12 protein-coding genes are annotated in these 12,459 nt (G+C 64.3%); 5 read left to right on the top strand and 7 right to left on the bottom strand.

All coding sequences use genetic code 11. The features are described 5' to 3' along the window. Positions 1 to 22: 22 nt before the first annotated feature. The gene (murU, locus tag ACIPHM_RS18510) at positions 23 to 763 is read right to left on the bottom strand and encodes an N-acetylmuramate alpha-1-phosphate uridylyltransferase MurU (protein ID WP_400331480.1); all 741 of its coding nucleotides are present in this window, start codon (positions 761 to 763) and stop codon (positions 23 to 25) included. A 19-nt stretch (positions 764 to 782) separates the two neighbouring features. Continuing rightward, complete coding sequence (locus tag ACIPHM_RS18505; RefSeq protein ID WP_400331233.1) at positions 783 to 1,868, bottom strand: aminoglycoside phosphotransferase family protein; 1,086 nt, start codon at positions 1,866 to 1,868, stop codon at positions 783 to 785. Positions 1,869 to 1,953: 85 nt separating this feature from the next. Here ACIPHM_RS18505 and ACIPHM_RS18500 point away from each other — a divergent pair, with 85 nt between their 5' ends. From ACIPHM_RS18500 to rsmA, 4 genes are read left to right on the top strand one after another with little or no spacing between them, the layout of a single operon-like run. Beyond that, a complete protein-coding gene (locus ACIPHM_RS18500; protein WP_400331230.1) occupies positions 1,954 to 4,395 on the top strand; it encodes an LPS-assembly protein LptD in 2,442 nt (813 codons plus the stop codon). Beyond that, positions 4,388 to 5,755 (top strand): peptidylprolyl isomerase, encoded by a 1,368-nt coding sequence (locus ACIPHM_RS18495; RefSeq protein ID WP_400331228.1) that lies wholly within the window; start codon positions 4,388 to 4,390, stop codon positions 5,753 to 5,755. Before ACIPHM_RS18500 ends, ACIPHM_RS18495 begins: the two co-directional genes overlap by 8 nt. A gap of 42 nt (positions 5,756 to 5,797) precedes the next feature. Beyond that, positions 5,798 to 6,904 (top strand): 4-hydroxythreonine-4-phosphate dehydrogenase PdxA, encoded by a 1,107-nt coding sequence (pdxA, locus tag ACIPHM_RS18490; protein WP_400331226.1) that lies wholly within the window; start codon positions 5,798 to 5,800, stop codon positions 6,902 to 6,904. A 30-nt stretch (positions 6,905 to 6,934) separates the two neighbouring features. Further along, a complete protein-coding gene (gene rsmA / locus ACIPHM_RS18485; protein ID WP_400331224.1) occupies positions 6,935 to 7,768 on the top strand; it encodes a 16S rRNA (adenine(1518)-N(6)/adenine(1519)-N(6))-dimethyltransferase RsmA in 834 nt (277 codons plus the stop codon). Here the strand turns inward: rsmA and ACIPHM_RS18480 are convergent. Next, on the bottom strand, positions 7,743 to 8,633 hold the full coding sequence (locus ACIPHM_RS18480; protein ID WP_400331221.1) for a DMT family transporter: 891 nt from the start codon (positions 8,631 to 8,633) through the stop codon (positions 7,743 to 7,745). The two genes, rsmA and ACIPHM_RS18480, sit on opposite strands and share 26 nt — an antisense overlap. A 239-nt stretch (positions 8,634 to 8,872) precedes the next feature. Between ACIPHM_RS18480 and ACIPHM_RS18475 the strand changes: the two genes are divergently transcribed. Then, complete coding sequence (locus tag ACIPHM_RS18475) at positions 8,873 to 9,355, top strand: rubredoxin (protein WP_400331219.1); 483 nt, start codon at positions 8,873 to 8,875, stop codon at positions 9,353 to 9,355. A gap of 142 nt (positions 9,356 to 9,497) precedes the next feature. On the opposite strand, the gene gloA is transcribed toward ACIPHM_RS18475, so the two are convergent. The 4 genes from gloA to gmhB all read right to left on the bottom strand — a co-directional run bounded on the left by gloA (position 9,498) and on the right by gmhB (position 12,438). Beyond that, positions 9,498 to 9,899, bottom strand: a complete 402-nt coding sequence (gene gloA, locus ACIPHM_RS18470) for a lactoylglutathione lyase (RefSeq protein ID WP_400331217.1) — start codon at positions 9,897 to 9,899, stop codon at positions 9,498 to 9,500. Positions 9,900 to 10,018: 119 nt separating this feature from the next. Next, on the bottom strand, positions 10,019 to 10,927 hold the full coding sequence (locus tag ACIPHM_RS18465; protein WP_400331215.1) for a M48 family metallopeptidase: 909 nt from the start codon (positions 10,925 to 10,927) through the stop codon (positions 10,019 to 10,021). 105 nt (positions 10,928 to 11,032) lie between these two features. Further along, complete coding sequence (locus ACIPHM_RS18460) at positions 11,033 to 11,809, bottom strand: lysophospholipid acyltransferase family protein (RefSeq protein WP_400331213.1); 777 nt, start codon at positions 11,807 to 11,809, stop codon at positions 11,033 to 11,035. Between the two features lie 44 nt (positions 11,810 to 11,853). Further along, positions 11,854 to 12,438, bottom strand: coding sequence for a D-glycero-beta-D-manno-heptose 1,7-bisphosphate 7-phosphatase (gmhB, locus tag ACIPHM_RS18455; RefSeq protein WP_400331211.1), 585 nt, complete (start codon positions 12,436 to 12,438; stop codon positions 11,854 to 11,856). Positions 12,439 to 12,459 lie beyond the last annotated feature (21 nt).

Genomic DNA, 12,459 nt, shown 5'->3' with positions numbered 1-12,459 from the left:
TTTGTTCGATTTTCAGGCGTGTTCAGGCGATTCTACTGCCGGGGGCGACGTCGTGCCGGGCGCGCACTTCGGCGTCTAGCGCGGCAAGCTGCGCCGGTGTGCCGACATTTTCCCAAATGCCGTCGAAACGCTCGCCGCTCGCCTGTCCGGCGGCAATCGAGCGCTGGTACAGCGGCGTGAGCGCCATGCGCGTGCCGGGGGCGATGCCGTCGAAGAGCCGCAGGTCGTACAGCGCGATGCTGCCGAACGTGAGCGACTCGGCCGCCGCGGGCGCGTCGTCGCGCAGATGGAGACGGCCTGCCGCATCGAGCGCGAAGTCGCCCGTCGGATGAAACGACGGATTCGGCACCATCACCAGATGCATCTGCGGCGCTGCCTGCGTAGCCATGTGCGCAGCGTGCGGGCGCAAGGTCGCGAAGTCGAACGAGGTGAACACGTCGCCCGCAATGGCCAGAAAGATATTCCCGGCCCCTTCGAGCAGCGCTCGCGCCTGCGCGATGCCACCTGCCGTTTCGAGCGCTTCGGACTCGGCGGAGTAGGCCAGTCGCACGCCGAACGCGCTGCCGTCGCCGAGCGTGGCTTCGATCTGCGCGCCCAGCCACGCGTGATTGATGACGATGTCCGTGAACCCCGCGCGCGCAAGCGCCTCGATCTGCCAGACGATGAGCGGCTTGCCGCCGACGGCGAGCAGGGGTTTCGGCGCGGCGTCCGTGAGCGGGCGCATGCGCTCGCCGCGTCCGGCGGCGAAGATCATCGCCTTCATGGCAGTCATCGGCGACGCCTCAGAACGTGTAGCCGACGTCGACCTGCTGGCCGGTCAGCTCGTCGAGCAATTTGGCCAGCGGGCGCAGCGGCGCGTAGCGATCGGCGACCTTGCGGGCGTATTCGATGAATCGGGGCGTGTCGGCCAGATAACGCGGTTTGCCGTCGCGATAGTTGATGCGCGCGAAAATGCCGAGCACCTTGAGGTGACGCTGCAGCCCCATCCATTCGGCCTGACGATAGAACTCGCCGAAGTCGGCGTCGACCGGCAGACCGGCCTTGCGCGCGCGCTCCCAGTAGTACGCCAGCCAGTCGAGCTGACGTTCTTCGTCCCAACTGAGGAACGCGTCGCGCATGAGCGAGATCACGTCGTACGTGAGCGGGCCGTAGACCGCATCCTGGAAGTCGAGAATGCCGGGGCCGCTGGTGCCAGGCAGTCCCGGCATCAGATTGCGCGGCATGTAATCGCGATGCACGAAGACCCTGGGCTGCGCGAGCGCACTGTCGATGAGCAACTGATTGATGCGATCGAGCGTTGCACGCTGCGATTCGCTCAGCGCCACTTTCAGATGCTTACCGATGTACCAGTCAGGGAACAGATCGAGCTCGCGCTGGAGCAGCGCCGTGTCGTAGGCGGGTAGGACATCCGGGCGGGAGCTCTTCTGCCAGACGATCAGCGCATCGAGCGCGGCGCGCATCAGGCCACGCGCGTTGTCTTCGTCGAGCACGTCGAGATACGTCTTGCGTCCCAGGTCCGTGAGCAGCAGGAAACCCTGCGCGAGATCCTCGGCGAGCACCTTCGGGGCTTGCAGCCCGGCGTCTTGCAGCAACCCGGCGATATGCACGAAGGGGCGGCAATCCTCCTGCGGCGGCGGCGCGTCCATCACGATCAGGCTCGAATGCGCGGGATCGTGGCTGCCGATGCGGAAGTAGCGCCGGAAGCTCGCGTCGGCCGATGCCGGGGCCCATTGCGCCATGTCGAGCGAGAATGGGGCGGCCACGCTGGAGAGCCAGTCGCGAAGGGCTTGCAGGCGCGGATCGTGCGTGTCGGCGAGGGCGTTGGAAGCGTCGGAAACACTCGCGTGGGCGGTGGGGTGTGAGGTCATGATGGGGGCGGTAAACGTCTTGCCATATAATACCCGATCATGTTTTCCAGACGCCCTGTTTCTCGACCTCGATCGACCGTCCCGAATGTCCCGGCAACGCCCGGTGGACAAGCGGGATTGGCTGCCCGCAAGCGGCGCCACGATTGTCACGCTGTTTGCGTACATGCCGGATAAACAAGTCCATACGAATGATGTCTCTTCGCTGCGGCGCATGATGCGCACGCGACGCAAGCCGCTGGCACTCCTGCTCTCCCTGCCGGGGGTGTGGTGTTCGCTCGCCGGTGCGCAGGAAGCTCCCCCGCCCGATATTGCCAAGAGCGACGGCCTCGTGCTGCGCACGGTGCCCGCGCTCGTCGATAACCCGCTGGGTGACGGCGAGGACGTGCCGACGTATCTGCGCGGCATGCACCTCACGGGCCGAACCAACGTGGACACAACGGTCGACGACAATGCCGAGGCGCGCAAATACCGCTCGTTCGTCAAAGGCGACCGCCTGACCTACGATCAGGATACGGACGAGATCGTGGCGCGCGGCAATGCGCGGCTCTCGCAAGGCGGCAATCTCTTCACCGGCCCCGAAGCTCATATGTATACCGGCGCGGGCGATGGCTACATGCTCACGCCGACCTACCGGCTCGTGACGGGCGGTGGCGGCAAGTCGGAGCGTGCGGATATCGAGGCGAGCAATGTCGTGACGTTGCAGCACGGCACGTATTCGGGCTGCGCTGTATGCGCGGAAGACGGCAAGACGCCCGCGTGGTACATCAAGGCGTCCGAGTTCGAGTTCGATCAGGAGCAACAGGAAGGCACGGCGTACAACGGCATTCTGTTCTTCCAGGGCGTGCCGATTTTCGCCAGCCCGTATCTGTCGTTTCCGACGTCCAACGAGCGCCATTCGGGGTTCCTGGCGCCGACGTTTACGCAGTCGAGCCGCACCGGTTTCGAACTGGTCACGCCTTACTACATCAACATCGCGCCGAACCGCGACCTGACCCTCACGCCTCGCTTCATGACCAAGCGCGGCGTAATGCTCAACGCCGACTTCCGGTATCTGGAGCCAACCTATTCCGGGTTGTTCCATCTCGAATACCTGCCGAAGGACCGGGTGACGGGGGACGCACGTTATACGTTCACCTTCCAGCACAGCCAGGCGCTGGGCTATGGCGTGAACTTCTACGTCAATTACTCCAAGGTGTCGGATGACACCTATCCGGACGATTTCGGCTCCGGCACGAACTTCCAGACCGGCGTTCAGCGTGTGTATAACCGAGAAGCCGGCCTGACGTGGAGTTATGGCGACTGGTCGTTCCTCGCACGCGTGCTGAAATATCAGACGCTCGCACCCAGCACGCCGCAGTACGAATCGGTGCCGGAACTGTCCGCGACGTACAACAAGCTGGACTTCCACGGCTTCGACTTCACGATGCCGATCCGGTACAACCGGTTCCAGATCGCGTCATGGACGGGGCAGCCCAACGGTGAGCGGATTTACGCGCAACCGACGCTGAGCTATCCGATTCTGACGCCCGGCTACTTTGTCGTGCCGAAGGTAATCTTCAATGCGGCGTCGTACAACGTCGACTATCCGAGTGGATCGATGATGCAGTCGTCGATCACGCGCACGGTGCCGACGGTCAGTCTCGATACCGGGCTGACGTTCGAGCGCTCGCTGAACCTGTTCGGCTCGGCCATGAAGCAGACGTTGGAACCGCGCCTGTTCTACGTCTACACGCCGTACCGCAATCAGAATTCGATTCCGATTTTCGACAGCGCGACGGCCGACTTCAACCTCGCGGAAATTTTCAGCGAAAACTCATTTATCGGCGTCGACCGCATTCAGGATGCGAACCGTATCACGGCGGCGCTGACCTCGCGCCTGATCGACGCGGATACCGGGGTGGAGCGCGCGCGGGTGTGGTACGCACAGCGCTATAACATTACGCAGTCGCTCGTGACGATGCCGGGCGGCGTGCCGGAAGACGCCGGCGTATCCGATTTCCTGGTCGGCGGCTCGGCGCTGCTTTATCAGAACGTCACGTTCAGCACCGCTGTGCAGTACAGCCCGAGCACGTCGCAGTTCAATCGCTCGGATATCGGCGTGACGTGGCGTCCGGGCGAGCGCAGGGTGTTCAACCTGTACTACCGCTACCTGCGCAATCCGCCGCCGGTGGTGGGGCAAACCGCGCTGACCGTCACGCCGATCAATCAAATCGAACTTTCCGGTCAGTGGCCGATCACACCGCGGTTCGGCATTGTTGGCCGCCTGAACTACAGCATTACCGACAAGACGTTCATCGATGCCCTGGCGGGTTTCGAGTATGATGCCGACTGCTGGGCCTTCCGGGTGGGGCTCCAGCGCTATGCAACCAATGCCACCACGACAACGTCGCGCATCTTCGCGCAGTTGGAGTTGAAGGGCTTGACCAAGTCCGGCAACAGCGCCACAGAAGCCTTCAAGGTCGGGGTGCCGGGTTACCAGCCGCCGCCGACGAACCAGATTCCTTCTCGATTCAGCAACTATGAATGACATGTTTGTGAAGCGTGCCTCGCTGCTGGCGAGCCTGTGTCTCGCCGCCGGGGTGGCGGTGGCCCAGCCGGCGCCGGTCAGCGCCAACGTCGCCGGTGCACCCGCGTCGTCCGCGCGCGCGGTCGATTCCATCGTGGCCGTGGTCAACGACAGCGTGATCACCCGCAAGGAACTCGACACGCGTATCGATGAGGCCAAGCATCAACTGACGCTCGCCAAGCGTCCGATTCCGGACGCTGACCTGTTGCAGCGTCAGGTGCTCGAACAGATGATCGTCACGCAGGTGCAGCTCCAGCGCGCCAAGGAAGACGGCATTGTCGTGAAAGACGCCGACGTCGAACAGGCCTTGCAGCGCATCGCCGCAGACAATCGTCTGAGCGTCGATCAGTACAAGGCGCGTCTGTCGCAAGCCGGTGTGCCCTGGGACGCTTTCCGCAAGGAAGTGCGCGAGCAGATCATTCTGGCGCGCCTGCGCGATCGCGAAGTCGACAGCCAGGTGCAGGTGAGCGACTCGGAAATCAACACCTATCTCGCCGCGCAGCGCGGCGCCTCGGCGACCCCGGCGGAGACGGAGTACCGTCTGAGCGAAATTCTCGTGAAGCTGCCGGACGGCGCCACGCCCGATCAGGTCAGCGACGCGCAGAAGAAGGCTAGCGAAGCACTCGACAAGGCGAAGGCCGGTGGCGATTTCGCCGCACTCGCGAAGCAGTATTCGGATGCGTCCGATGCGGCCAGCGGTGGCGACATGGGCTTCCGCATTCCCGAGCGTATTCCCGATCTTTACCTGAATCAGGTCCAGAAGCTGCAACCGGGCACCGTGGTGCCGCAGGTGCTTCGCAGCAACAACGGATTCCACGTCATCAAGCTGGTCGAAACCCGCAAGCAGGGTGGCGATCAGGGCATGACCGTGCCGCAGATTCACGCACGTCACATCCTGATCCGGGTGGGCGACGGTGTCTCGGAAGCGCAGGCTCGTCAGAAGTTGCTCGACATCAAGGCGCAGGTCGAATCGGGCAAGGGCGACTTCGCCGATTTCGCCCGCAAGTTCTCGGTGGACGGCTCGGCCTCGCAGGGCGGCGATCTCGGCTGGATTTCGCCGGGTGAGACGGTGCCGGCCTTCGAGCGCGCCATGTCGGAGCTCAAGGACGGTCAGATCAGCGATCCCGTGCGCTCGGAGTATGGCTATCACCTGATTCAGGTGCTGGGCCATCGCGAGTCGCAGGTGTCGGGCGATCAGGAGCGCAACCTCGCCATGCAGGAACTGCGCAGCCGCAAGGCCGAGCAGCAGTACCGCGACTGGTTGCAGCAATTGCGCGACAGCGCTTATGTCGACTATCGTCTGAGCAGCGCGCAGCAGTAAGCGCTGCGTGAGACGTTTCTCGATCCTCCTCTCCTTTCAGGCATGACTCCCGACCGGTCCTTCGTCCTCGCCATCACCACCGGTGAACCGGCGGGCGTCGGGCCGGAGTTGACGGTGCAGGCACTGGTGAAGTGTCTCGCCGCGCCGGGAGCGGCCGTCGACGCGTCTGTTTTTTCCTCTGGCGCTTCTGCCGCTACCACCAATTCCCCGCTAGCCAACTGCCGCTTCGCCGTGCTCGGTGATGCCTCGCTGCTCGCTGCCCGCGCGCAAGCTGTGGGACTGGGAGACGCCTGGCAGGCATTGCTGGCCGGGGGACGAGTGCGTGTCGTGCATCACCCGCTCGCGGTGACGGCACAGCCGGGGCAGCTTGATGCCGCCAACGGTCGCTATGTGCTGGCCTTGCTTGACGACGCCATCGACGGCGCCGTCGCGGGCACCTACGACGCCATCGTCACGGCGCCCCTGCAGAAGAGCACGATCAACGACTGTGGCGTGGCCTTCACCGGGCACACTGAATATCTCGCCGAGCGCACGGGCACACCGCGCGTGGTGATGATGCTCGCCGGCGGCGGGTTGCGCGTGGCGCTTGCCACTACGCATCTGCCGCTCGCGCAGGTGCCGGGCGCGATTCGTCGCGACGATCTGCTGGAAACGCTCATCCTCCTCAATCAGGATCTGATGCGTCACTTCGGCCTGACGCGTCCGCGCATTCTCGTAACGGGACTCAACCCGCATGCGGGGGAGTCGGGGTATCTCGGTCGCGAGGAAATCGACGTCATCACCCCCGCGCTGGACGATGCGCGCGCCGCCGGTATCGATGCGCGCGGCCCGTATCCCGCAGACACCCTGTTCCAGCCGCGTCATCTTGAAGGCGCCGACGCCGTGCTCGCGATGTACCACGATCAGGGGCTGCCGGTGCTCAAGTACGCCAGCTTCGGCGCTGGCGTGAATATCACGCTCGGCTTGCCGATCATCCGTACCTCCGTCGATCATGGCACCGCGCTCGATCTCGCGGGCACGGGTCAGGCCGAAAGCGGCAGTCTGCTCGAAGCGTTGCGCACCGCCGCGACCATGGCGGCCAATGCTGCGACGCACGCACAACAGACCGCAGCGAGCGGCGATCCGCACGCCGCTCAGCCGCGTCCATAGGCGTGCATAAGCGTTCATAAGGAATCTCACATGAGTAGCGCATCGAAGCGCACGGGCGTCCAACAGGGCCACGTGGCGCGCAAACGTTTTGGTCAGAACTTTCTCGTCGACATGGGCGTGATCGATGCGATCGTGAGCGCCATTTCGCCGCGCACCGACGACCTGATGGTAGAAATCGGCCCGGGTCTCGGCGCTTTGACGACACCGCTCACCGAATGGCTCGCGCATCTGCATGTGGTCGAACTCGACCGCGATCTGGTCGCGCGTCTCACGCGCAAGTTCGGTGACCGCGTGAGTGTTCACGCGGGCGACGCCCTCGACTTCGACTTCGGCTCGCTCGTGCCGGAAGACCGTCGCGACGAAGCGCCGCTGCGCATCGTGGGCAACTTGCCGTACAACATCTCCAGTCCGCTGCTGTTCCATCTGATGCGCTACGCCGCGTTCGTGCGCGATCAGCATTTCATGTTGCAGGACGAAGTGGTCGAGCGCATGGTTGCCCCGGCCGGGTCGAGCAATTACAGCCGGTTGTCGGTCATGCTTCAGTACCGCTACTGGATGGACAAAGTGCTCCACGTGCCGCCGGACGCCTTCAACCCGCCGCCGAAAGTCGACTCGGCCGTGGTGCGGATGATTCCGCGCGCAGTGGCCGATCTGCCGCAGGTCGATCTCGACGTGTTCGAAGCGGTGGTGGCGCAGGCCTTCTCGCAGCGCCGCAAGATGCTGCGCAACACGCTGCACAGCTATCGTGACCGGGTCGATTTCGACGCGCTCGGTTTCGACCTGACGCGTCGCGCCGAAGATGTGCCGGTCGACGAATACGTGAGCCTGTCGCGCGCGATCAGCGGCGCCGGTTCACAAGGCTGATTCCGGCAAACACGAGCACGACGGCGCCCCCGAAGCGCCAGCCGACCGATTCCCCGAGAATCAGCACGCCGAACGTCACGCCGAAAAGCGGACTCAGGAACGAGAACGACGCGAGGGGGCCGGCGCGGTAGCGCGTGAGCAGCCCGAACCAGATCAGATAACTCGCGAACGCCACCCCGACGGATTGGTAGACGAGGCTGACCCATGTTGTGGCCGACATCGGTCCGACGTGCACATTGCCCGTAGCCAGCGCCAGCACACACAGCAGGACTGCCGAGACCGCGAGTTGGTAGAGCAGCGTCTTCGACGGCGCCGCCGTGGCCAGACGCGACGCACGCACGACCACCGTCGTCATTCCCCAGAACATGCCCGCGGCGATGGCCAGCAGATCGCCGGGCCATGTCTTCGCGAGATCCGTGCCGCTGCCGTCGGAGAACGCCACCACGATGCCGCAGAAGGCCAGCGCCATGCCGAGCCATTGCATCGGGCGCAGTCGTTCGCTGGGCACGGCCCAGTGCAGGCCGATGGCGGTAAAGCAGGGTGCCGAGTACAGGAAGACGGCCATGCGCGAGGCGCTCGTGTACGTGAGGCCGACGAAGATACAGAGGAATTCCAGCGAAAACAGCACGCCCGCGAGAATCCCGGCGGGCAGCGTGCCGTCGCCGGTGATCAGGCGCTGGCGCCGCCACAGCATCCACGCACCGACGAGCACCATGGCCACGACCGAGCGCAAGCCCGCCTGCAAGACGGCGGGCACAACCGGTACGGCGAGTTTGACGGCGACTTGCTGACCTCCCCAGACCATGCACAAGCCCAGCATGATGGCGAGTGCGGTGGCATCGATCGGACGTGGTGTAGTTGTCATGGCGTTGATTCGGATGGCGATGCATCGGGGGGGCGATGCGCAGTACCGGCCATTGTGACCGATCCCAAAACGGCGTGCATCATACTGGTGCAGCTAACGCGGGTAATCGACGCGCTCGCGAGCGCACCCATTGTTGCGTCGTGCGGCACAATGTCTCCCCCGTGGCGCGGTTTATTCCGCCAAAGCACGTGGCTACAATGCTCCGCGAGGGATTTTTTCCGTATTCAGCACCCAGGCGTATGTACAAGAAAGGCTCGGCCGTCGAATTGCAGTTCTCTCCGTCGCGACTCAATGACGGGGCTGGCGATCCTTACTGGATCGATCTCACGCGCGACGAAGCGCAGGCATTGCTTGCCGCGCTGCAATCGCATCTGAGCCGGCAGGGGCAAGAGGCCTCGGACATCGCCGGCATCGAATCCCCGTGGGTCTTCACGCTGCTCGATCCGGGCGCGGCTCAGGCTTCGGAAAAAGCGCAGGGCGAGCACGTTGCCGCAGCGTCTGCCGATGAGGCATCGAGTGAGGCCGAGGGTGAGGCCCGAAATGAGACCGAAGCGGCATCGCGTCAGTGGGTCTGCGTGATCTGCGGATGGATTTACGACGAAGCGACGGGCTATCCCGAAGACGGCATTGCGCCGGGAACCCGATGGGAAGACGTGCCGGAAGACTGGCGTTGCCCGTTGTGCGACGTGGGCAAAGAAGATTTTGCGATGGTGGAGTTCTGACGCGTCGCGCCGGTCCGGGCGAGCCCGATCGGCAGATTGCCGAACCGGCACGAGGTTGCGCGGCAAGTGCCGGCAATGACACGGCCACCGCGCAACGGTGGCCGTCACATCGCATTGCGCTGGTCGAGCGCGTCAGCCTGTCTTACAGACCGCCCTTGGCCGAGTGCTTCTGGATCAGTTCGATCTTGTAGCCGTCCGGATCTTCCACGAAGGCGATGACCGTGGTGCCGCCCTTGACCGGACCGGCTTCGCGCGAGACCTTGCCACCGGCGGCGCGGATCGTGTCGCAGGCGAGGTAGGCGTCTTCGACTTCGACGGCCAGATGACCGAACGCGGTGCCGATTTCGTACTTTTCCACGCCCCAGTTATAGGTCAGTTCGAGCACGGTGTTCTCCGACTCGGACCCATAGCCGACGAACGCCAGCGTGTACTTGTACTCGGGGTTCTCGCTCTGTCGCAGCAATTGCATGCCGAGCACGCGCGTGTAGAAATCAATCGAGCGCTGCAGGTCGCCGACGCGCAGCATGGTATGGAGCATTCGCATGGTGTTTTTGAGTGTGGGGACAACGAAAACTCAATTGTACCCGCGACCACGAGAATGAACATCGTTCATGCAGCGTTGAACAATTCTGTTATTGAGACGTCACGAGAGGCGACATTTGCTCAAAATTCCGGCAACCACTCGGAGGCGTGGGATTTGAGCGTGTCGCGGGCCGTTTCGAACTCCGGGAAGATCGACGCCACGGCCTGCCAGAAACGCGGCCCGTGGTTCATCTCCTTCAAGTGCGCCAGTTCGTGCGCGACCACGTAATCGATCACGCTCAGCGGGAAGTGGATCAGCCGCCAGTTCAGGCGAATGCGTCCGTCGGCGCCGCAACTGCCCCAACGCGTGGTGGCCGACGACAGTCCCAAGGCCGTATGGCGCACGCCAAGCCGCTCGCCATACACTTCCAGCCGCGTGGTGAAGAGTTTCCGGGCTTCCTGTTGCAGCCAGCCCTGCACGCGGTCGCGCATCTGCTCGGGTGCCGCCTGCGGCGGCAGTTCGAGCCACAGCGTATGCGTATGGATGTCGTATTGCACGGCCCCGCCACGGCCGCCCAGGCGCACGGTCAGCGTATGGCCGAGATACGGCAACGTCGCGCCGTCGACCCAGGTCACGCGTGGAATGACGCGTCGCGCCGCCCGTTCGCGAAACTCGGCGATCTTGGTGAAGATCCAGCGCCTTTTCTCGATGACGGCCGCTTCGACGTCTGCGATCGTGACCCAGCGAGGCGCCGTTACGGCCAACCCGGACTCGTCGATCATGAATCCGATGGTGCGGCGTGACGAGCGTTTGAAACGGTAGTAGAGCGCGTGGCCGTCGAGCATGATGACGCGCTCACCGGCGACAGGTGCGCGACGCGGCACGGTCCCCGGTGCGGGCGTGTCGGTGGCGGAGGGGCTGAGCGGGCTGACCGAGTTCAGTGGCGCGGCAGCGCCGGCCGAGGCGGCCGGTGCGACATAAGCGTTCGGCGCGTCGGTCGCTACGCCATTGGCTTCGGCAGCGGGGGCGCCGAACAGGTCGAGTTCCATTTGGGGAGCTGGGGTCTCATGCCGGGAGTGACGCTCGCGTGAATCGCGGCTGTCGCGAGTGGCGGGTTGGGCTTTCGGCATGAGACGGTCTCGCGTGAGGCGCAGTCAGGTCCGTGGCGTGGCGTCGGTGGTATCCGACGCGCCCGTCCTCGGTTTCGACGTATAGGCGGTGGGGTCGATGCGTATCATCTCGCGCTCGATCCATTCGGCAACATCGGCATTGACGGCCTCGGGCGTGCGGCCTTCCGTCTGGATGACCGGTCCGATCGAGACGATCACTTCCCCGGGATATTTCATGAACGAGTTGCGCGGCCAGACGCGTCCGGCGTTGTGCGCGACGGGCACGACAGGCGTGCCGGTCGTGGCCGCAAGCCGCGCGCCGCCCGACTTGTACTTGTTGCGCGAGCCGGTTTTCGTGCGTGTGCCTTCCGGGAACATGATGATCCACGACCCTTCGGCCAGACGCTCACGGCCTTGCCTGACGACCGACGCGAAGGCGTCGGTGCCCTTGCGGCGGTCGATGTGAATCATGCTCAGCAGACCCAGCGCCCAGCCGAAGAACGGCACATAGAGCAACTCGCGCTTGAACACGTAGCACAGCGGACGCGGCATCAGCGCAGGCATGGCCACCGTCTCCCACGCCGATTGGTGCTTCGAGAGAATGACGGCAGGTGTCTGCGGCAAATTCTCCCAGCCGATCACGCGATAGCGCATGCCGCACAGTTTGTCGCCCACGCGTATCACGACTTTGCACCAACCCGCGGCGAACCAGTAACGCTGTACGCGCGACAGGAACGGGAAGGAGAGGATGCACGCGATGGCGTAGGGAATCGTCCAGGTAATCTGGAAGATGAAGAAGAGAATCGAGCGAAGTTGCAGCATGGGGTCCTGGCCTGAATTCGGTTGCCGGTGCGTGGGGCGTGCGCTTACGCTTTGCCGTCGGCGAGCAGGTCGTTGACGAAAGCTGCGAGACTGTCGTGAACACGCGTGCCTTCGGGCAGGTTGCCCGCGGCAAGTGTCTGCTTGCCCTTGCCGGTGAGCACCAGATGCGGCAGCGCACCCACGGCGGCGGCGGCCTGCAAATCGCGCAACGAATCGCCCACGGCCGGCGCACCGGTCAGGTCGACTTCATAGCGTCGCGCGATTTCCTGGAACAGGCCGGGCTTCGGCTTGCGGCAGTCGCAGGCGTCGACCGCCGTGTGCGGGCAGAAGAACACCGCGTCGATGCGTCCGCCGGCGGCGGCCGCCAGCTTCGACATCTTCGCGTGCATGGCGCCGAGCGTCGCCATGTCGAAAAGTCCGCGCCCCACGCCCGACTGGTTCGTCGCCACGACAACCCGGTAGCCGGCCTGATTCAGCCGGCCAATGGCCTCGAGACTGCCGGGCAGCGGCACCCACTCGTCCGTCGACTTGATGAATTGATCCGAGTCGACGTTGATGACGCCGTCCCGATCCAGAATCACGAGTTTGCGGGCGGCGGGGCCGGGGGTGCGATCTTTGCGCGAATCCATGAGGGGCTCAGTTGACTCGGT

It is taken from the genome of Pandoraea sp. NPDC087047, assembly GCF_044745225.1.
Classification (GTDB): domain Bacteria; phylum Pseudomonadota; class Gammaproteobacteria; order Burkholderiales; family Burkholderiaceae; genus Pandoraea.
The sequence above is the reverse complement of the archived record's forward strand: the minus strand, read 5'-3'. Positions and strand labels throughout refer to the sequence as shown.

Excerpts from the sequence above, each read along its gene's own strand:
- ACIPHM_RS18495 (WP_400331228.1), top strand. The coding sequence starts at position 4,388 with ATGAATGACATGTTTGTGAAGCGTGCCTCGCTGCTGGCGAGCCTGTGT.
- ACIPHM_RS18505 (WP_400331233.1), bottom strand. The coding sequence starts at position 1,868 with ATGACCTCACACCCCACCGCCCACGCGAGTGTTTCCGACGCTTCCAAC.
- rsmA (WP_400331224.1), top strand. The coding sequence starts at position 6,935 with ATGAGTAGCGCATCGAAGCGCACGGGCGTCCAACAGGGCCACGTGGCG.
- ACIPHM_RS18480 (WP_400331221.1), bottom strand. The coding sequence starts at position 8,633 with ATGACAACTACACCACGTCCGATCGATGCCACCGCACTCGCCATCATG.
- ACIPHM_RS18475 (WP_400331219.1), top strand. The coding sequence starts at position 8,873 with ATGTACAAGAAAGGCTCGGCCGTCGAATTGCAGTTCTCTCCGTCGCGA.
- gloA (WP_400331217.1), bottom strand. The coding sequence starts at position 9,899 with ATGCGAATGCTCCATACCATGCTGCGCGTCGGCGACCTGCAGCGCTCG.
- gmhB (WP_400331211.1), bottom strand. The coding sequence starts at position 12,438 with ATGGATTCGCGCAAAGATCGCACCCCCGGCCCCGCCGCCCGCAAACTC.
- pdxA (WP_400331226.1), top strand. The coding sequence starts at position 5,798 with ATGACTCCCGACCGGTCCTTCGTCCTCGCCATCACCACCGGTGAACCG.
- murU (WP_400331480.1), bottom strand. The coding sequence starts at position 763 with ATGAAGGCGATGATCTTCGCCGCCGGACGCGGCGAGCGCATGCGCCCG.
- ACIPHM_RS18465 (WP_400331215.1), bottom strand. The coding sequence starts at position 10,927 with ATGGAACTCGACCTGTTCGGCGCCCCCGCTGCCGAAGCCAATGGCGTA.
- ACIPHM_RS18500 (WP_400331230.1), top strand. The coding sequence starts at position 1,954 with ATGTCCCGGCAACGCCCGGTGGACAAGCGGGATTGGCTGCCCGCAAGC.
- ACIPHM_RS18460 (WP_400331213.1), bottom strand. The coding sequence starts at position 11,809 with ATGCTGCAACTTCGCTCGATTCTCTTCTTCATCTTCCAGATTACCTGG.